Source organism: endosymbiont of Ridgeia piscesae (genome assembly GCF_001443665.1).
GTDB classification, from domain to species: Bacteria; Pseudomonadota; Gammaproteobacteria; order Chromatiales; family Chromatiaceae; genus Endoriftia; species Endoriftia persephonae.
On record NZ_KQ557118.1, the window covers coordinates 52,264 to 70,642 of the forward strand.

Annotated in this window: 16 protein-coding genes; 9 read left to right on the forward strand and 7 right to left on the reverse strand. The window is 58.9% G+C overall.

Annotated features, from left to right (window positions below):
• Positions 1–3: 3 nt before the first annotated feature.
• Complete coding sequence (locus Ga0074115_RS03150) at positions 4–1,275, reverse strand: CoB--CoM heterodisulfide reductase iron-sulfur subunit A family protein (protein WP_057955023.1); 1,272 nt, start codon at positions 1,273–1,275, stop codon at positions 4–6.
• A gap of 371 nt (positions 1,276–1,646) precedes the next feature.
• On the opposite strand from Ga0074115_RS03150, the gene Ga0074115_RS03155 reads away from it, so the two are divergent.
• The 4 genes from Ga0074115_RS03155 (at position 1,647) to Ga0074115_RS03170 (ending at position 5,989) form a co-directional block, all read left to right on the forward strand.
• Entirely contained in the window at positions 1,647–2,459 is an 813-nt protein-coding gene (locus Ga0074115_RS03155; RefSeq protein WP_057955022.1) for a CbbQ/NirQ/NorQ/GpvN family protein, read from the forward strand.
• A gap of 7 nt (positions 2,460–2,466) precedes the next feature.
• Positions 2,467–4,602 (forward strand): nitric oxide reductase activation protein NorD, encoded by a 2,136-nt coding sequence (locus Ga0074115_RS03160; protein WP_057955021.1) that lies wholly within the window; start codon positions 2,467–2,469, stop codon positions 4,600–4,602.
• Between the two features lie 167 nt (positions 4,603–4,769).
• Positions 4,770–5,363, forward strand: coding sequence for an MlaC/ttg2D family ABC transporter substrate-binding protein (locus Ga0074115_RS03165; RefSeq protein ID WP_057955020.1), 594 nt, complete (start codon positions 4,770–4,772; stop codon positions 5,361–5,363).
• 83 nt (positions 5,364–5,446) lie between these two features.
• On the forward strand, positions 5,447–5,989 hold the full coding sequence (locus tag Ga0074115_RS03170) for a retropepsin-like aspartic protease family protein (protein ID WP_082626679.1): 543 nt from the start codon (positions 5,447–5,449) through the stop codon (positions 5,987–5,989).
• A 27-nt stretch (positions 5,990–6,016) separates the two neighbouring features.
• Here Ga0074115_RS03170 and Ga0074115_RS03175 read toward each other — a convergent pair whose 3' ends face one another.
• Positions 6,017–6,427, reverse strand: coding sequence for an HU family DNA-binding protein (locus Ga0074115_RS03175; RefSeq protein WP_057955018.1), 411 nt, complete (start codon positions 6,425–6,427; stop codon positions 6,017–6,019).
• A gap of 200 nt (positions 6,428–6,627) precedes the next feature.
• Complete coding sequence (locus tag Ga0074115_RS03180) at positions 6,628–8,154, reverse strand: gamma-glutamyltransferase family protein (protein ID WP_232432877.1); 1,527 nt, start codon at positions 8,152–8,154, stop codon at positions 6,628–6,630.
• Positions 8,155–8,386: 232 nt separating this feature from the next.
• Between Ga0074115_RS03180 and Ga0074115_RS16555 the strand changes: the two genes are divergently transcribed.
• The 3 genes from Ga0074115_RS16555 to Ga0074115_RS03195 all read left to right on the forward strand — a co-directional run bounded on the left by Ga0074115_RS16555 (position 8,387) and on the right by Ga0074115_RS03195 (position 14,312).
• Positions 8,387–13,021, forward strand: coding sequence for a cyclic nucleotide-binding domain-containing protein (locus Ga0074115_RS16555; RefSeq protein ID WP_232432878.1), 4,635 nt, complete (start codon positions 8,387–8,389; stop codon positions 13,019–13,021).
• A 72-nt stretch (positions 13,022–13,093) separates the two neighbouring features.
• Complete coding sequence (locus Ga0074115_RS03190; RefSeq protein WP_057955610.1) at positions 13,094–13,978, forward strand: PfkB family carbohydrate kinase; 885 nt, start codon at positions 13,094–13,096, stop codon at positions 13,976–13,978.
• Positions 13,971–14,312 (forward strand): Rieske (2Fe-2S) protein, encoded by a 342-nt coding sequence (locus tag Ga0074115_RS03195; RefSeq protein WP_057955611.1) that lies wholly within the window; start codon positions 13,971–13,973, stop codon positions 14,310–14,312. Before Ga0074115_RS03190 ends, Ga0074115_RS03195 begins: the two co-directional genes overlap by 8 nt.
• A gap of 89 nt (positions 14,313–14,401) precedes the next feature.
• Here Ga0074115_RS03195 and Ga0074115_RS03200 read toward each other — a convergent pair whose 3' ends face one another.
• The 4 genes from Ga0074115_RS03200 to Ga0074115_RS03215 form a co-directional block, all read right to left on the reverse strand.
• Positions 14,402–14,626, reverse strand: coding sequence for a hypothetical protein (locus Ga0074115_RS03200; RefSeq protein WP_057955612.1), 225 nt, complete (start codon positions 14,624–14,626; stop codon positions 14,402–14,404).
• A 155-nt stretch (positions 14,627–14,781) separates the two neighbouring features.
• Complete coding sequence (locus Ga0074115_RS03205; protein WP_057955613.1) at positions 14,782–15,075, reverse strand: DUF6763 family protein; 294 nt, start codon at positions 15,073–15,075, stop codon at positions 14,782–14,784.
• Positions 15,076–15,168: 93 nt separating this feature from the next.
• Positions 15,169–15,627 (reverse strand): RDD family protein, encoded by a 459-nt coding sequence (locus tag Ga0074115_RS03210; RefSeq protein ID WP_060528198.1) that lies wholly within the window; start codon positions 15,625–15,627, stop codon positions 15,169–15,171.
• 12 nt (positions 15,628–15,639) lie between these two features.
• On the reverse strand, positions 15,640–16,680 hold the full coding sequence (locus Ga0074115_RS03215) for an NADP(H)-dependent aldo-keto reductase (protein ID WP_057955615.1): 1,041 nt from the start codon (positions 16,678–16,680) through the stop codon (positions 15,640–15,642).
• A 123-nt stretch (positions 16,681–16,803) separates the two neighbouring features.
• Here Ga0074115_RS03215 and Ga0074115_RS03220 point away from each other — a divergent pair, with 123 nt between their 5' ends.
• Together Ga0074115_RS03220 and djlA are read left to right on the forward strand one after the other, a co-directional pair.
• Positions 16,804–17,469 (forward strand): energy-coupling factor ABC transporter permease, encoded by a 666-nt coding sequence (locus tag Ga0074115_RS03220; protein WP_057955616.1) that lies wholly within the window; start codon positions 16,804–16,806, stop codon positions 17,467–17,469.
• 87 nt (positions 17,470–17,556) lie between these two features.
• Positions 17,557–18,360, forward strand: a complete 804-nt coding sequence (gene djlA, locus Ga0074115_RS03225; protein WP_057955617.1) for a co-chaperone DjlA — start codon at positions 17,557–17,559, stop codon at positions 18,358–18,360.
• Positions 18,361–18,379 lie beyond the last annotated feature (19 nt).

Consider the following 18,379-nt stretch of genomic DNA (forward strand, 5'->3'; position numbering starts at 1 on the left):
TGTTTAACCCTCCGTTCCGGCTACGCGATTAACCACCTGAACCGCACGCAGGGCGGCGCCGGTGGCGTGTTGTACCGCACGGTTGACGTCCAGTGCGTCGGACGAGCAACCGGCTGCGAAGATGCCGCCGTTGTTCGGATCGGGCTCAATGAAACCCTCTTCGTTCATCACGATCTCGACCGGGAAGCTGGCCTTGTCGACGCTCGGTTCCATGCCGACCGCGAGTATGACCAGGTCGTGCTCGTTGGCGTAGCGGTTGTAGCCTTCGGTATCCACGCCGTGCAGCACCGGGCTGTCGTTCTCGCCCTTGACGATAGAGGCCACCTTGGACTTGATGAACTTGACGTTATCCTTCGCCTTGACCGTTTCGTAGAAGTCCTCGAAGCGGTCGATGGCGCGGATGTCGATGTAGTAGATGGAGATATCGACATCGTCTGCCGGGTAGGTGGCCTGTTTCAGCGAGGCCATGCAGCAGATGCGCGAGCAGTGCAGCAGGTGGTTCTTGTCGCGGGAACCGGCGCACTGGATGAAGGCGACGTTCTTCACCTCTTTACCGTCGGAGGGACGGACGATCTTGCCGCCAGTGGGGCCGTTCGGATCGGCCAGGCGTTCGAACTCGACGTTGGTGATGACGTTGGCAAAGCGATCGTAGCCGTAGGGCTGGATCTTGTTGGCATCGTAGGGCTGCCATCCGGTGGCCCAGATCACGGCGCCGGCCTTCAGCTCGATGGTCTCTTCCTGCATCTCCAGATCGACCGCGCCGGCCTTGCAGGCGTCCGCCGCCTTCTGTGCGTCATCGGTGCCGATGATGGCGGGGTCGATGACGTAGCGCTGCGGGTGAGCCATGGTGTGGGGCAGGTAAGCGCCCTTGCGTTTGCCTAAGCCGTAGTTGTACTCGTCGTCGAACTCGGCCTCGACAGCGCGACCACAGTCGCCGCAGCCGGTGCACTTTTCGTTGATGTAGCGGGGGCTAATCTTAACGGTGGCGGTGTAGTCGCCAGCTTCGCCCTTAATGTCGGTCACCTCGGCCATCGTAATGATGTTGAGGTTGGGGTTCATCTTGGCCCGACGCTGGTTGATCTCCAGACCACAGGTCGGGAAACAGAGCTTGGGAAAGTATTTGTACAATTGGGTGACGCGGCCGCCGACATAGGGGCGCTTTTCAACCAGTACGACCTGTTTTCCGGTCTCGGCAGCTTCAATGGCGGCGGTCATGCCGCTGATGCCACCGCCGACCACCAGAATGGTCTCGTTGGTTGCGATTACTTCCGTCATGGATCTTCCTCCGTCGCGGAATGGCTTTTCAATGTGAAACAGTGAGCGAGCCAATAGTTGACTTGATCGCTAGGTTATTTCATGATTGACGGCGCGTTTCCACGCCCCCGGATTCTGGATCCGCTACGATACGCGTCTTCGCGCCTCCCTTCTATATGAATGCCCTCTATTCCCTATCGAATTTTCCAATGCTTTGATAGAAAGTGGTTATGCTTTATTAGTAGCTGCTAATAAAACAAGGTTCTCTACAGGGTTTTGTCACTGCCGGTTCCAGCCTGGCTGGATTCCCACGGCGCATTCATGGCTTATCGGCTTGCCTCCAGCCGGGGCTGAGGTTAGCGTGGGCCAGCCATAGAGATAAGGACAAAGAGTTGGACGCACGCACCCTGAAGCCGGAAGAGTACTTTGTTGAGAGCGAACCCTACTACGAGCCGGTGGGGGACGAGATCGAGATCTTCGAGGTGGCCTACCGCAATCAGTTGCCGATCCTGCTCAAGGGGCCGACTGGCTGTGGTAAGACCCGTTTCATGGAGCACATGGCATGGCATTTGAATCGCCCGCTGATCACCGTCTCCTGCCACGATGATCTAACCGCCTCCGACCTGGTGGGGCGATTTCTGGTCAAGGGTGGCGAGACGATATGGGTCGACGGCCCACTGGCGGCGGCGGTGCGTGCCGGCGCCATCTGCTACCTTGACGAGGTGGTGGAGGCGCGCAAGGACACCACCGTGGTGATCCACCCGCTGGCCGACGACCGGCGCGTCTTGCCGATGGAGAAGGTGGGCGAATTGCTCGAGGCGGGCAACGACTTCTGCCTGGCGATCTCCTTCAATCCCGGCTACCAGAGCGTACTGAAGGATCTCAAGCCGAGTACCCGCCAGCGCTTCATCGCTCTGGAGTTCAATTACCCTGATGCGGAGCTGGAGCAACGGATCATCTGCGCAGAGTCGGGGGTTGATGCGGATGTGGCCGGGCGGCTGGTGCGGTTCGCGCAGATGACCCGCAATCTCAAGGGCAGCGGCCTCGACGAAGGGGCCTCAACCCGCCTGTTGGTGCACACGGCCAAGCTGATCCACTCCGGGATCGAGCCAGTCAACGCCTGCCGCGCCGCTATCGCCCAGACCCTGACCGACGATGCCGACATGCTGACGGCGGTCAACGAGCTGAGCGCCTCACTCTTCTGATTAGATCATGGTGTCGCAACCTGAACTCTCACTGGAGCAGATCCAGGCTCTCCTGGATGAGCTTTTTGAGGTCGAGTTCACCTTTCGCAATACTACCGAGCCGACCGATGCCATCAAACGGTTAGTGCCGGCGGAGCAGCGCTTTGTGCTCGACTGGGTGGCGCGCATCAGCAGCACCAACATCGAGCTCGCCTACCAGTTCTGCCTGAAGGCCGCCGATGCGCTGCGGCTGATGGATGAGTCGATGATCGAGACCTGGGTGGTGCAGGCGATGGACAGCTACGACCGGGTTGGGCTGCAGCCGGCGCTGAAGGTGATCCGCGACATCGATATCTTTGTGCGCCAGGGGCGCGAGCGCGCCTCTGGCGCGCTGTTCGACGAGCAGGTGGGGGTGCTGTTGCCGTTCGTGCATGGTCTCTCCGGGCGCAAGCTGAAGTTGGAGCAGGCCGACTTCGCCCACACCGACAGCGAGACGATCTACCTGCCGGCGGTGATGGCGCACCTGCCCAACCCGCGTGACAACTTTCAGCTCTACAAGGCGACCGTGGCGCACCTCTGGGCGCAGACCCGCTTCGGTACCTTCCGGGTCGATATCGCGGCCGAGCTGGAGCGCTACGCTGCGCCGCGGCATGCGTTGCGCTGCTTTCATGCGCTGGAGTCGGTGCGCCTCGACGCCTGTGTGGCGCGGGAGCTGCCTGGACTCTATCGTGAGATGCGGCGGCTGCAGACCGAGCTGGGCGATACGGTGACGGATGATGCCTGGCAGAGGCTCAGCGCGCCGTTGCAGGCGGCGAGTGCAACGGTTGCCGACAGTCTCATCCTGCTGCCCCAGGCGTTGGTGTTGTCGCCGCCGTCATCGAGCTGTTTCTATGGCGAACTGGCGCCGGGGCAGGTGGCGGAGGTGATGCGGCGGCGCATCGAGCGGGAGAAGGCGCGCTTCCGGGTCGCCCTGAAGAAGATCGACGATGAACTCAACGAGGGGCGCCAAGAGCGTACTGAGGCGCCGTCGCCCCGCACCTTCCATCGGCTGTTCGACGAGGAGCGGGATCCGATGGTTCCGGAAGGATTCGAGATGGAGTTGGCGGTGGATGGTAACCGCATCCCGCTCACTGATGAGCTGAAGCAGACCATGACTTCGATCATCCAGGATCTGGGTGATATCCCAGATGAATACCTGATCCCCGCTGGCCCCGGCGAGTACGACCTCAGCGCCTTTGAAGAGCAGGGCCTCAATCCGGATGACGTCTGGAGCGGCGCCTATCATGAAGAGGGGGCGTTTCTCTATCCCGAGTGGGACTTCCGCCGTAAGCACTACAAGAAGGATTGGTGCGTGGTGCGCGAGCTGCAGATCCAGCCGCAGTACGATGGGTTTGCCACGCAAGTGTTGCAGAAGTATCGGCGGTTGCTGGCGAGCCTACGCCGTACCTTTGAGGCGATGCGCGATGAGGATCGTCTGTTGAAGCGCCAGGTCTATGGTGATGGGGTGGATATCGATGCCTTTGTCGAGGCCTGGGCCGATCTGCACATCGGCCTGGAGATGAGCGACCGGCTGTTTACCCGGATGCAGCGGGAGGAGCGCAGCATCGCGGTGGTGTTCATGGTCGACATGTCCGGTTCCACCGAGGGCTGGATCAACCAGATGGAGCGTGAGGCGCTGGTGTTATTGGCGGAGTCGCTACAGATGGTGGGTGACCGCTACGCCATCTACGGCTTCACCGGGCAGGGGCGCAAGCGCTGTGAGTTGTTCCAGATCAAGGCGTTCGATGAGGCCTACGATGCCGAAGTGCAGGCGCGCATTAGCGGCATCACAGCCGGCGATTACACTCGCATGGGGGCCGCGATCCGCCATCTCACCGCCAAACTGAAGTCGGTGGAGGCGCGCACCAAGCTGCTGGTGACTCTATCGGATGGCAAGCCGGAGGACTATCCCGATCACTATCGTGGTGAATATGGGGTGGAGGATACCCGCCAGGCACTCTACGAGGCGCGTCAGGATGGGGTGCACGCCTACTGCATCACCATTGATGAAGAGGGCCAGGACTACCTGCCGCATATGTATGGTGCGGCCAATTATGCGCTGATCAGTGATGTCGAGACGCTGCCGCGCAAGGTCTCTGAGATCTATAAAAAACTCACCAGCTGAGCTCTCCTGTGGTTCTTAAAATCCATAATTGGCGGTGCTGCTGGGGATATCGGTTTATCGGCAGTTTCTGTGATGCTGAAGCTGCTTGCTTTCGCTTGGGGTGCTTGGCAACCTGACGATCTTGGCCGCGCCGACGGCCAGTTGCAGCAGTCCCCACTGGAGGAATCATGAAAGCAAAGATCATTGCGCTGTGCATACTCGCCGGGTTTGGCGTATCTCAGGCAGAAGCGGCCCCCGGCTACAGCTATGCTCCCGGACCTCGCTACCAGCAACTACAGTCGCCAGGCCCTGACCAGGTGCTGAAGCAGGGCATCGAGCAGCTGATCAGCTTTATGCGCAGCCAGCAGGGGCGATCGCCGCAAGCGCTTGCGGCCTTTCTCGAACAGAACATCGCCCCTTCCTTCGACTTCGCTTACATGGCGCGCTGGGCGGCCGGGCCGGCCTATCGGACGATGAACGAGACACAGCGTGAGCTGATGGCGCGGAAGATAAAGCGCCTGCTGCTGGGTACCCTGGCGAAGCGCCTCTCGGTCTATGACGACCAGGGTATGCGCCTGTTCCATTCACGACGAATCAGTCGCAACGAGGCCAAAGTGACGGTGGGCATCATGGGCAGTGCCGGCTACCCGGCCAAGCTGATTTTTCGTCTCTATCGCGGTGAGGCGGGCTGGAAGGTGTTCGACATCGCCGCCAATGGCAACAGCGCACTGGCCTACTATCGGCGACACTTTGCCCGCAAATTGGCTGGCAGAGGGCGTTGAGGCGGATCGGCCATTCACGAACTTTTGGCTGGTCGCGGCCTCAAAACAGCCAGGCTGTATATCTATTGTGAGCCGCACTGCCCATGTCCCCAGCGAATAATGGCACCCCAGAAACGCCACAGACGACAGGTATAGGGCGAGGCATGACTCTTGCCGCCTGGGTGTTGCTGCTGGGGCTGTTCTCGCTGCTCTTCTCCGGTCTGCTCGAGCGTCAGCACAACCCCAACCACGAATTGCTGGCGGTTGAGGGAGAGCAGGGCGGGGCTGAGGTGGTGCTGCAGCGCAACAGTCGCGGTCACTATCTGGCACCGGGACGGATCAACGGCGTGCCAGTGCTGTTTCTGCTCGACACTGGGGCGACCAATGTGGCCCTCTCCGAGCGGCTGGCTGAGCGCATTGGTTTGCCGCGCGGCGCCTCGTCATTGAGTGTCACCGCCAATGGCACCGTAAGGAGCTGGCTGACACGCCTCAATCGGGTGGAGCTGGGGTCGCTCAGTATGTCCGGTGTTGAGGCGTCGGTCCTGCCTGGTATGGCGGGCGATGAGGTGCTGCTCGGGATGAGCTTTCTAAAGCATTTGGAGTTACAGCAGCAGGGCGATAAGCTGATCCTGCGTCCTCCCGGCTAAGCTCGGCGGGCGGTCGTGCAGCAGTTGTCAGTCGACGCGGTCTTTGAGTGCCTTGAGGGCGCTGACCTTGACCACGGTGCAAGCGGGTTTGGCGGCAATCTTGATCGCTTCACCGGTGGCGGGATTTCGCCCCATGCGTGCCTTGGTGCGGGGCTTGCGTACACGGCGGATCTTGACGCCGGTATCGGGAATGGTGAATTCGCCTGATCCTCGACGCTGTATATGCCGGGTAATCAGTGAACTTAGCGAACCGAATACCGCCGCCACCTGTTTGCGGGTGAGGTCGGTATCCTCGGCGATCATCGCGATGATTTGGGTCTTGGTCTGTTTCGCGGTGATCGACTTCTGGCGTGGTGCTGCAACGACCTTCTTTTTTGCGGCCCGTTTTTTGATGCTCTTTTTTGCGCTCTTCTTGGCGGTTTCCTTCTTTACAGCCATCTGCGACTCCAAAATAGTGGTGGTGAGCGGGGCAGGCGTGTTGATGATCGCCTGGCGTTATGGCGAGTGGTGGCGGGGGAGGGTCCCCATCTTCGCCTGAATATAGCTGAATGTTATATGTGGTGCAGGAATTGGGTGGAGAAAAAGGGCAATTGGTCGGTAACTTGTTGCGAAAGTTGGCGAATGGGGTGAGGCAAGGTTCAGGCCGAGAGCCACACACCGCCACGACGTTCATCGCCGGCACCGCTGACCTCGCCGCTGCTGCTGAGTGCAACGCTGTGCGTGCCACCAAAAAACAGGCTCTTCTGCTTCCACAGTTCCTGTTGCGGGAACTCCTCCTCGAGCGCGCTTATCGTTTCGGCTGGCAGGCCGGGTTCGATGCTCAGTAGATCCCCCTCGAGGTGGATGCGGGGAGCCGCCACCGCCTCCGCGAGGGGCATCTCGAAATCGATCAGGTTGCTGATGACCTGTAGGATCGCGCTGCGGATGCGGTTTGAGCCGCCGGAGCCAGTGACAATGCGACGGCCATCTGCCAGCATCAGCAGGGTGGGGGCCATCATTGAAGCGATACGCTGGTCCTTGGGCCACTGGTTGAAGCCGAGTGGGTTGAGATCCTCTTCACCTAGCATATTGTTCAACATGACGCCGGTGTTGGGGATGATGTAGCCGCAGCCCTCTCCGTTGGAGAGAGTGAGGCTGGCGAGGTTTCCGTCCCGGTCAGCGATACTGACCTGGGTGGTGCCGCGGCTGGAGATGCCGCCCTCGGCCACTCGACTCTGAAACGCCTGTAGCAGGCTGGCGGCGTGTGACAGGTCATTGCCGGCTTCAGGATGCTGACGCATCAGCTGGGTCTGCCGCATGCTACGTGCCAGAAAGCGGAGCGGCTCAGCAGAGGCCGCAGAAAAACGCCCCAGTGTGCAGGGTTCAAGCAGCTGCAGGCTGAAATGGATCAGGCTTCCGCCCAGCGAGGGGAGCGGATTGGTCAGGATCTGCGCGCCCTGGTAGTGACAGCGCAGTGGTGAGCGTCGTATCACCTCGAACTGCTCGAGGTCCTCAGCCAGGAGGTGTCCGCCGTTCTCCCGGCAGGCGCGCACCAGCAGCTGTGCCGGTTCACCGCGGTAGAAAAGCGCCTCACCCTCGCGTTGCAGCGCCTCCAGCAGATCGGCCAGCTGCGGGTTGTGGTGTAGTGTACCCACTTCAGGCAGAGTACCCGCCTCCTCGCTGGCGTGCCAGAGTCGCGAAGCAGTATCGGTGGAGCGAAGGATTGGGGCAACAATCTGTGCGATAAGATGTTGAAACGGATTGAGTGGGACGCCGCTGCGGGCCAGCTCGATTGCCGGCTCAAAGAGTCGCTGCAGTGGTAGGCTGGCCAGCTCCCGATGGATCGCAAACACCCCCCCGACAAAACCGGGGGTGGCGATCGAGCCCATGCCGATATGAAAGCTTTGGTTGGCATCGCCAAAATCCGCAACGATCGGATAGAGATCGATCTCTGATGCGTCTCGTTTGCGGTGCGGGGTCTGGGCAAAAAAATCGTAGACGAGCGGGTCAGCGTCGACAGGATGTGCGGTGAGGAATCCGCCGCCGCCGGGCGATGCTAGAATGGGTTCGGCGACGCAGGCTGTCAGCATTGCTGAAATCGCTGCATCAAAGGCGTTGCCACCCTCCTGGAGGATGAGCCGAGCGGCCTCGGCCGTGGTGGAGTGGCCTGCAGCGACAGCTCCCATTTGTGTGCATCTATTCACTATTGCGGCATTTTTGGGATCTATTGCCCCTTGAAACGTGGTGCTGTGCAAAAATCGGCAGCCCCAGGAAGGGTAATATGCACAGCAAATCATAGACGCTGGGGGTGGACAAGAAACTTTGGATGGATTCAGTTTTTTTCTGATATGCCGCTAGATTGAGAGATATAGAGAGGGTCTATTCTGATAGATCTACAGTTTCCCAGAGGCGAGCTGAATGCCGGTTCCTGACAGTCAAAACGATGATGCTCTACTGAAAAACCTGGTGCCTCTCAATACCCTTTCGGACGAACAGCTCGGTGAGCTGTTGAGCCGGATTGTGGTGGAGAAGGCGGTCAAGGGCGAATATTTATTCCGTGAGGGCGATACTGACCACCAAAACGTCTATCTGCTCTCCGGTACAGTCGCGCTGCTATCAGGCAAGCGTGAGGTCGATACGGTGGCCAGCGGCACCCAGACAGCGCGTTTTGCGCTCGCCCACCAGTTGCCGCGCAAGAACTCGGTGCGTGCCAAAAGCACAGTGAGCTTCGTCCGCATCGACAGCCGCATGCTCAGCGAGCTGTTGGCGAAGAGCCATAACGCTACCTACGAGGTAGCGGATGTTGAGGAGCGCCACACTAGCGACTGGATGACGCTGCTGCTGCAGTCTCCGGTGTTTCAGCAGATCCCGCCTGCCAACCTGCAGAGCGTGATGATGCGCATGGAACCGGTCAATGTTGCTGCGGGTCAGGTGATCATTCGCCAGGGAGATGAGGGGGACTACTTCTATTTGATTAGCCAGGGTGTCTGCAGTGTCACGCGCCGGAATGAAGCGGGAGGCCCTGAGGTCGAGCTGGCGCGTCTCAAGGATGGTGCAAGTTTTGGCGAAGAGGCGCTGATTTCAGACAGCCCTCGCGGTAGCAGTGTCGCCATGGTCACCGATGGCGTGTTGATGCGGCTCAGCAAGGAGGATTTTGTTGACCTGGTCAAACGGCCGCTAACGAAGAGTGTAAAGTACAAGCAGGCGCAGGCCTATATCGACGAAGGGGCGCTCTGGCTCGATCTGCGTACCCCGGAGGTCTATGAGGAGAAGCATCTTCCGGGAGCGATCAACCTGCCCTATTTTTCATTGCGTTTTCAGGCCTCATCCCTCGCCAGCGATCGGATTTATATCACCTGCTCCGATCAACCGGGTCAGGCGGCGAGCGCAACCTATCTTCTGATGGAGCGCGGTTTTGAAGTCTATGCCCTCAGCCAGCAATGGGACGAGGTGGCAGAGCTTGCAGGCCTGACAGCAAAATCTGCGCTTGAAGAAGAGGGCGGCAATGTCATCGATTTCAATCGGGAAGAGCGCATCCAAGAGGTTTCCGGCGACAGTGAAAGCGTGGATGCGGAATCCGAGGTGGCCTCGATTGCAGCGCTCAGTCAGCGGGCGGACGATCTCGAAATAGAGCTGGAGGATCTGAGGAACGAATACACGGAGATGGAGAGCCGCCGCGCCACGGAAATAAAGCTTCTCCGGCAGACTGTGGCGGCTGCGCGTCATCGGCTGGCTGCAGAGGAGAAAAAGGCGGCAGCCATGCGTGACGGGTTGCTTGTGGAGGTCAACGAGATCAAGCAGCAGTTGGCGCAGGCGCATAAAGAGTTGCAGGAGAAGCGCGAAGGGGAGGGATGGGAGCTCGCGCTGAAAAGACACACTGAGGCGCTGCATCAGAAGATTGCCGCAATCTATGACGATTTGCGGCTGACCGAACAGTCGAGAGATGAGGCCCTCGAAGAGCTCGATCGCCTGCGCAAGGAGCGTGCAGAGAGTGGACAGTCGCGGTCGGGGTTCGAGAAACAGTTTCAGGCTCTGCAGCAGCAGTTGGCGGCTGCAGAGCAGAAGGCTGAAGAGCAGACTCTGGCGTTGGCTGAGGCAGAACGGCAGAACAAGTCGCTTGAAGCAGAACGGAAGCAGCTAGAGGATGCGCGTGAGCGTCTTGCCAGAAAAAATGCCGAAAAGGAACGTGAGCTGGAGGCGGTGCGGCAGGCCAACGACGAGCAGGAGGATGCGCGCCAGGTAACGCTTGGAGCGCTGCAGAATCAGCTTGAAATCGTCAAGGGAGAGGCCGCCAGACAGGCTGAAAAGGCGGCCCACGAACGGACCGAGCTTGAAGCTGAGCTGGAGCGGAGTTGTGAAACGCTCAAGGCGCGTGAAGATGAGATTGCCCGCCTGCAGGTGAAGGCGGGCAAGGTTGGTGAAGAGCGCGCTGCACTGGATCGCCAGTTCCGGGATGAGGCGGAGGCGCGCCAGACACTGCAACAGAAATATGCTGAACTGGAGTCGCAGTTTACTCGTGAGCGGCAGAAGAGTGCAGAGTTGGCAACTGCTTTGCGCGAGTTTGACGATGCTAAGAGAGCGCTTGAAGATGAGCTGAAAACCGCCGCGACCCAGAGGCGCGAGGCAGAGGCCGAGCATAAGGCAGCGATTAGTTCGTTGCGTGAAGAGCTGAATGAGTCGAAGCGCATCGCCACCAATCAACAGACCGAGCTGTTCAATATCGGGCGGGAGTTGCAGGCGCAGCGACGTGAGCGGGATGAGCTCTCCAGTCAGATCAAACAGCAGGACGTGATGCTGAATGCCTCTGAAGAGCAACTTGAGGAGCTACAAAGAGAGACCGATAGACTGCAAGCCGCCAAGCAGGAACTTGAGGTGCAGTTAAGATCCCAGCAGCTGGAGATGGCTGCCGCCGAACAGACTTGGCGGCAGAGCTTGGAGGAGGCTGAAGCCGAGCAGGAGCGTCTGTCGCGTCAGGCCAGTGAAAAAGCACAAGACGCGCTACGGGAACGGTCTGCTGCAGAGAAATTTGAAGCAAAGAGTATTCAGCTACAAACTGCACTGGAGCAGATGGAGGATGAAAAAGCGGTTGCGCAGCAGCAACTGCAGGCAGCTGAACAAAGGGCTGAAACGCTTCAGGAAGCAGTTGCTGAGAGCGAACAGCAACTGCAACAGCTGCAGCAAGAGATCGCCGAGACTCGAGATGCCGGGCAACAGTGTCTCCAGCGTGATGAGGCATTGATTGCAGAGTTGCGGGAATCGCTGGCGCAGGCTGAGGCAAAGATCCGTGATCTGTCGGAAGCGATCGCTGAGGCCAACGCCCAGGTTCGTCAACATGAGGCGTCACAGTCGGCGCTAGAGGAGAGAGCAGAGCAGGATAAAACCAAGCTTGCTTCGCTCCAGAGTGGACTAGAAGATGCAGCCGCCAGGGCTGACAAGGCGGAGATGGAGTTGCGACGTCTGATGGATAATGAAAAGCAGGCAGAAGGTGAGTTTGAGGCACGGCTTTCAGAGCTGCAGGAGGCCTTGGAGGCAGCGCAGACCGAGAAAGCCCGCGCCCGGGAGCAAGTGGAGCAGGCCGAGTTGCGCCTGCGTGAGGTGGATGAACGGAATTTGGAACTCGAATCTGAGTTGGACCGGGAAAAACAGCACGTATCCGAGCTGAGCCAAAGCCTGTATCAGGTCGAGGCACAGAAGTCGGGTGCCGATGTCTCCCTGCAGGATGCGAAGCGTGAGCAGCAGGAACACGCTGAGCAGTACCAGGCGCGTTTGGCTGATCTTGAGCAGGACCTGAGGCAGTTGCAAGGTCAGCTGGCTAGCACGCAACGTGAGCTTGACGCAGAGCGGGAACAGCACACTCAGGATATGGCGGCGAGCCAGCTGAGGATTGAGGAGCTCGAGTCAACCTTGCTGGAGGTGGAATCCCAGAGTCGGATTGACGGTGAAACCGATAGTTCAGGTGATCAGGGGCAACTTGAGGTCTTGTTGGAAGCACGGAGTGAGATCGAAGATCTGAACCGCACTATCGACGGTCTGCGTGAAGTCCAATTGGAGATGGAGAGTCAGCTGGATGGAGACAATGAAGAGGAGGTGCATGCGCTGCGTACCTCGCTGGAGAAAGAGGAAGCGCGTCGCAGAGCGGCGGAGGAAAAGGCTCAAAAGGCCGATTTTCTGTTGCGCGAACGGCAGGTGCAGGAGGCCGCAGTGGAGATGTTGGAAGAGGACCTCGACGCTATCTCCAAAGAGCGCGATCGGCTTAAGCAGGAGCATGACGGCATTAGCTCCCAGCTGGAAGAGCTGCGCGACCATCTCGGCGATCTGATGGATGAGAATGACAAGCTGCACGACCAGATCAATGTCTATCGTGAGCAGGTGGGTGACTCCATGTTGGCTGAAGAGGTGCTGGATCAGCTGGCAGAAGCCCGCAAAAAGGTTGAAAAACACCGAGTAGAAAGGGACGAGGCGTACAAGAAAGCGCAACGTTATAAAAGCCAGGTCGAGGAGCTTCGTTCGGTGATGGAGACCTATGTCTCACAGATTGAAAGTGTGCAGGCAATGGGTGAGGGCGATGCGATGGATGCGTTGCGCAGTGAGCTTATCATGGTGAGGGAGCGGGCGACTGAAGATCTGGAGACCATGCGCCGCAAGCTCGATGAGGTTGCGACGAGCGGTGGACGTGACGTCAATGATGTAGCTGCGCTGCAGGGGGCCTTGCAGGATGTTGATTCGCTGCAGAAGGCACTGCGTGAGCGTGAACAGTCGCTGCGTATCTCCCAGCGGCAGTGTCGCAAACTGGAGGATGCGGTTGAGGATCGGGACAAAGAGGTGGATCGTCTCAAGCATCGTTGCGAGTTACTGCAAAAGCACAGCGGTATAGAGAGCATCGAGATGGATTCTATTGATGTCAGCACTGATGCATTCTCTCAGGCACCCAGCACTATCGAAGTGGATATGGCAGAACAGTTCGGTGGTGGCAAGGATGACTCGATGGAGAAGAGTGAATCGAGTCGCCGAAAAATCTCATTTGGGCGTCTGTTCGGTAAAAAATCAGACTGAATGATTCGTTCAGAGGCTTCTTAGCCAGTCAGATCGGGCAGGGCGATACGTTAGTCAAAAGAGGAACGCTGCGTGCGGGTGCTTGGGGTGGGGGTGGCAACCCTCGATATCATCAACACGGTCGACCACTACCCAAATGAGGACGACGAGATGCGGGCCTTGTCGCAGCGCATTGCCCGTGGCGGTAATGCTGCCAATACGCTGGTGGTGTTGAGTCAGCTTGGCCACCGTTGCGACTGGGCTGGCAGCATCGCCGACGAGCCGGATAGTCGCCACATCCTGGAGGATCTGGCGCGCTACGCTGTCGGCTGTTCTCACATCACCCGGCAGAGCGGCGGCAAGGTGCCGACCTCCTATGTCACGCTCTCTGCTGTAACTGGCAGCCGCACAATCGTGCATCACCGGGATCTCGAGGAGTTTTCCGCCGCAGACTTTGCCGGGATCGATCTGGATGGCTACAACTGGGTCCACTTCGAGGGGCGTAACTGTGCCGAAGTGGAGCAGATGATGAAACGACTCAAGCGGTCGAATCCGGCTCTTCCCTGCTCGCTGGAGATCGAGAAGCCGCGTGAGGGCATGGATCGACTGCTGGGTTTGCCTGATCTTCTGATATTCTCGCGTGCCTTTGCCAGGGTCAGCGGTTATACCGGGGCAGAAGCGTTGTTTGCCGAGATGCGCCCGCTCAATGCTAAGGCCACTTTCTTCTGTGCCTGGGGTAGTGGCGGTGGCTACACGCAGCTAGCGGCGGGCAAGATACTGCACTCGCCGGCTCATCACCCGCCTCGGGTAGTGGATACCCTGGGTGCAGGAGATGTTTTCAATGCTGCGGTCATTGATGGTCAGATGCGGGGGCTGTCGGCTGAATCTGTGTTGCAGCGGGCGCTGCGCTTAGCGGGAGAGAAGTGTGGGCGGGTCGGATTCGATGGCCTGCGCGGGGTGCTCGATAGCCATGGCTGAGCCACGCAAGCTCTGCCCCCTCGATATGCTACAGGATCCAGGAAGTCGGGGCTTTTCCGTCGATCGGGATGGCCGGCCGGTCGAGCTGTTTCTGGTGCGGCGTGGTGCGTCCGTATTCGCCTATCTCAATCGTTGTCCCCACACCGGCGTCAATCTGGAATGGCTTCCCGATCAGTTTCTCGATCTGAGTGGCGGTTTTGTCCAGTGTGCGACTCATGGAGCCCTGTTCCGTTTGGAGGATGGTTACTGTGTGCGTGGACCCTGCGGAGGCGCGTCACTGCAGCCGCTACAGGCGTGGGTTGAGGCGGATGAGGTTTGGGTGGCGCTGGATTGATGTCAGCGCTTACCGGATGTTCAGCTGGCCAGGAATGAAAAAACCGGGCACTTGGCCCGGTCGTGGAGGGTGAAGGGAAGCGCGCCGCCTCAGCTCATTTCGTCAAGGAAAGCGTTTAGGTCCGCTAAGACCAGCTCAGGTGGGATGCGCTTCTCTTCGTGTTGTTCGGAGATGACCTCCTGAAGCCCCAGTTGGGCCAGCTCTGTAGAAGGCGCGATGAGTTCATTCGCGGTCGTGCGGTGTTCGCTGCATTCATCTTTGGCTGAATACCTTTCGACCACCTGGCCGGTGGACATATCGAATACAGTCTTCATCTTGCACCTCCTGAAGGGGTCTGGATTCTGCCTTCACCTAAATTAGCGGCGTTTGGTGCCAGTTCTTTAGTTCTGTTAACCAATACCATGAGTGATGGTCCTGCTGGGGTGAGTGACTTCACAAAACAATGCATAGACCCTTCATATCACAGCGGCTAGTCCTGTTCATCCAGATGATCCAAGGGGTTTATATGATTGTTACCCGCCGGCTTGTCCAGGTCGACGCCATAATCGTCGCGGCTGAGATCGTATGAGCCGGACCAGTCTTCGGGTGGTGCAATCTGCTTGGCGTCCAGGGCTTCCCAGGCTTCCAGGTCGTACTCTTCGACCGTGCCATCGTAAAACTGGACCTCGATCAGCCCCTCTTCCGGGTCGAATGCAACCACCTCGAGGTTTTCCATTTCGTTGGTTCTGAACCAGTCGCCAATTTTGATCATGGTGGTGTTCATTGCAGCTCTCCGGTCACCATGGGTTGTGATTTGATTATGACACCTGGAAATCGCCCGGCCATTGTCGAAGATCAGTTATTCCTGCTGCTTTGATTACTCATATTCCCTGATCACTAGGGTGCCGGCGAGTTTGTCGTGCCACCCTTGCTTGCGCTTGTCCCAAATGATCCAGAGAAACCCCAGCCCAAGCCCGAGTATAGAGAGATAGTAGCCCAAATAGCGGCCGATGAGCTGCCCGGTGGAGGGTTTGCCGAAGCTTTTGGCATCGACGACGCGGGCGTTGAACAGCATTTTACCGGGGGTGGCGGAGCGGAAGTGCCAGAATACCAGGACTGCAATGGCTGGAAAGAGATAGTTGAGCAGTAGCTCCCCGGAGCCATAGATGGGCTGGGTGGATTGGAAGTACTCAACCCCATAGAGTTGGATCAGGATCGGTGCGGTTACTAGCGTGATCAGAATCGAGTCGATGATCGATGCCGCGGTGCGTTTCCAGAAGCCGATATATTCGATCACCAGAGATTCGGATGTCGTGGAGGGCGTTTCGTGTTGCATTGATGTTTCTCGTCAGGGGCTGGGGTTGGGCTGTCTGGTATGGATCGCCTCGATGCCGGCTTCCAGCTCGGGGCTGAGCTTCAGCTGCAGACTCGCCAGATCGATTTCGAGTTGCTGCAGGGTGGTAGCGCCAATGATGTTGGAGGTGACAAAGGGGCGGGAGGTGACCCAGGCCAGCGCCATCTGTGCTGGATCGACAGCGTGTTCCCTGGCCAGCGCCACATAGGCCTGGGTGGCGTGTTCCGCCTCGGGGTTAGAGTAGCGGGTGAAGCGCTCAAACAGGGTGATGCGTGCACCAGTTGGGCGGACGCCATCGAGATATTTGCCGGAAAGCACGCCAAATGCGAGTGGAGAGTAGGCGAGCAGACTGCAGGCCTCGCGCTGGGCGATCTCTGCCAGCCCCACCTCGAAGCTGCGGTTGAGCAGATTGTAGGGGTTCTGAATGCTCGCCGCCCGGGGTAGGTCGTTTGCCTCTGCCAGTTGCAGATAGCGCATCAGGCCCCAAGGGGTCTCGTTGGAGACGCCGATATGGCGGATCTTGCCCGCCTGGACCAGCTTATCGAGCACGCCGAGTGTCTCTTCGATGGGGATGCTGTGGTCGTCTGGTTGGTGTTGATAGCCGAGTTGACCAAAATAGTTAGTGCTGCGCTCAGGCCAGTGAAGCTGATAAATGTCAATGTAATCAGTCTGTAGACGGCGCAAACTGGCGTCGAGCGCGGCTTCGATATGGTGCTGGTTGAGACGTGGCGCGCCATTACGCAGGTAGGGGAGCCAGTCTGCTGGGCCGGTGACCTTGCTGGCGAGGATCACCCGGTCGCGCTGTCCTCGCTTAGCAAGCCAGTTGCCGATGTAGCTCTCAGTTCGCCCCTGAGTCTCGGGGCGGGGCGGAACTGGGTACATCTCGGCGGTATCGATCAGGTTGATGCCAGCCGTGAGCGCGCGATCGAGCTGTGCGTGGGCTTCAGCTTCACTGTTCTGCTCGCCAAAGGTCATGGTGCCGAGGCAGAGCGCGCTGACGTGAATCCCAGTGCGTCCCAGTTGTCTGTATTCCATAAAGGTGCTCCTGCTGCGGACGGCAGCAGATTATAGGTGAAGCTGTCGCTGCTGGCTGTATTTCTGGTCTAAAGTCAGAGGTCTTGGCAGCTATGATGGCAGGTTGTCGCCACGGGGGGTGATATGGAGCTTGATGGGGCGCTGTTTCCTGCAGAGATGTTGTGGTGGTTGGGGGCGTTCTATGGCATGGCGTTGCTTGCCGCGCTGCGCATGGCCCCCTGGCGGCGCTTGTTCGCGCCATCGCAACTGCATGTGTTTCTCGGTGCCATCGTGGCGCTGATTGCGCTCTGGCATATGCGCGGTCAGGTTCTGCCGGGGGTGACCTTTCATCTGCTGGGCGTTACCACTGTCACCCTGATGTTTGGCTGGTCGTTCGCCCTGCTCGTGGCAAGCGTCGTGCTGCTGGTCGTCAGCTGGAATGTTGGCTATGGCTGGCAGGGTCTCCTTCTGAGCGGTTTCACAACCGGCCTGCTGCCGATCACCCTGACCCAGGTGCTGCTGGTGCTGGTGCGCTCCTGGCTACCCAAAAACTTCTTTATTTACGTGCTTGGTAGCGGTTTTTTGACTGCCTGGCTGGTGGCCTATATCAGCGGTTATCTGGCGGTCTGGTTGCTGGTGACGGCTGGCGTCTATACCTATGCCAAACTGCAGGTGACCATCATGCCTTTCTTCCCACTGATGTTTTTTCCGGAGGCCCTGGTGAATGGTTGGATCGTGACCATCTTGGTCTCTTTCTGTCCCGCCTGGGTCTACTCCTTCAGCGATGAGCAGTATCTGAAAGGCAAGTGATCTTCAGCTACGAGATAGGCGTTTGTCAATTTTAGCCCTAGAATGGCTGCAGTTCTGGTTCAATCCCTGTGATGTGAGGATGCGCAATTGAGTTGGTGGGGTAAGTTGGTCGGCGGGGCCTTTGGATTCATGTTGGGCGGACCGCTGGGGGCGGTGCTGGGGGCCGCTCTGGGACACAAGTTCGACAAAGGTCTGGAGGGGTTGCCGGAGGATGCTGGCGGGTGGGGGGCGGGCGACCAGGAGCGCACCCAGATGGCCTTCTTTACCACCACCTTCTCGGTGATGGGGCGGTTGGCCAAGGCGGATGGACGTGTCTCACCCGATGAGATCCGGTTAGCAGAGGCGATCATGGATCAGATGTCGCTCTCGCCGGAGATGCGCAAGACGGCGGTGCGTCTCTTCAACGAAGGCAAGTCAACCGGCTTTCCCCTGGACGAGGTGCTGGAGCAGTTTCGCGTTGAGTGCCACCGGCGTCAGACCCTGATCCAGATGTTCGTCGAGATCCAGCTGCAGGCCGCCTACGCAGACGGTCAGATGGACCCGGCTGAAGAGACGCTGCTGCTGCACATCTGTGAGCGCCTCAGTATCCCTGAGTTCACCTTTCGCCGCTTGGAGCAGATGGTGCGGGCGGAGCGCCACTATGCTGGAGCGGGGCAGGCGCCGCGTGCAGCGGGGGTCTCGCTGGAGGATGCTTATGCGATCCTTGGGGTTGCGCAGACAGTTTCGGATAAGGAGGTGAAGCGGGCCTACCGCCGTCTGATGAGCCAGCATCACCCAGACAAACTGGTGGCCAAAGGCCTGCCGGAGGAGATGATGAAGATGGCGGCACAGAAGACCGATGAGATCCGCAAGGCCTATGAGCAGGTCAAGGCGTCGCGAGGGATGCGCTAGGGTCGAAATGTGAGCAAAA

What these genes read in the sequence shown, in the direction of transcription:
- Ga0074115_RS03150 (WP_057955023.1), bottom strand. Translation starts at nt 1,275, where the DNA reads ATGACGGAAGTAATCGCAACCAACGAGACCATTCTGGTGGTCGGCGGT.
- Ga0074115_RS03160 (WP_057955021.1), top strand. Translation starts at nt 2,467, where the DNA reads ATGGTGTCGCAACCTGAACTCTCACTGGAGCAGATCCAGGCTCTCCTG.
- Ga0074115_RS03165 (WP_057955020.1), top strand. Translation starts at nt 4,770, where the DNA reads ATGAAAGCAAAGATCATTGCGCTGTGCATACTCGCCGGGTTTGGCGTA.
- Ga0074115_RS03170 (WP_082626679.1), top strand. Translation starts at nt 5,447, where the DNA reads ATGTCCCCAGCGAATAATGGCACCCCAGAAACGCCACAGACGACAGGT.
- Ga0074115_RS03175 (WP_057955018.1), bottom strand. Translation starts at nt 6,427, where the DNA reads ATGGCTGTAAAGAAGGAAACCGCCAAGAAGAGCGCAAAAAAGAGCATC.
- Ga0074115_RS03180 (WP_232432877.1), bottom strand. Translation starts at nt 8,154, where the DNA reads ATGGGAGCTGTCGCTGCAGGCCACTCCACCACGGCCGAGGCCGCTCGG.
- Ga0074115_RS16555 (WP_232432878.1), top strand. Translation starts at nt 8,387, where the DNA reads ATGCCGGTTCCTGACAGTCAAAACGATGATGCTCTACTGAAAAACCTG.
- Ga0074115_RS03195 (WP_057955611.1), top strand. Translation starts at nt 13,971, where the DNA reads ATGGCTGAGCCACGCAAGCTCTGCCCCCTCGATATGCTACAGGATCCA.
- Ga0074115_RS03200 (WP_057955612.1), bottom strand. Translation starts at nt 14,626, where the DNA reads ATGAAGACTGTATTCGATATGTCCACCGGCCAGGTGGTCGAAAGGTAT.
- Ga0074115_RS03205 (WP_057955613.1), bottom strand. Translation starts at nt 15,075, where the DNA reads ATGAACACCACCATGATCAAAATTGGCGACTGGTTCAGAACCAACGAA.
- Ga0074115_RS03210 (WP_060528198.1), bottom strand. Translation starts at nt 15,627, where the DNA reads ATGCAACACGAAACGCCCTCCACGACATCCGAATCTCTGGTGATCGAA.
- Ga0074115_RS03215 (WP_057955615.1), bottom strand. Translation starts at nt 16,680, where the DNA reads ATGGAATACAGACAACTGGGACGCACTGGGATTCACGTCAGCGCGCTC.
- Ga0074115_RS03220 (WP_057955616.1), top strand. Translation starts at nt 16,804, where the DNA reads ATGGAGCTTGATGGGGCGCTGTTTCCTGCAGAGATGTTGTGGTGGTTG.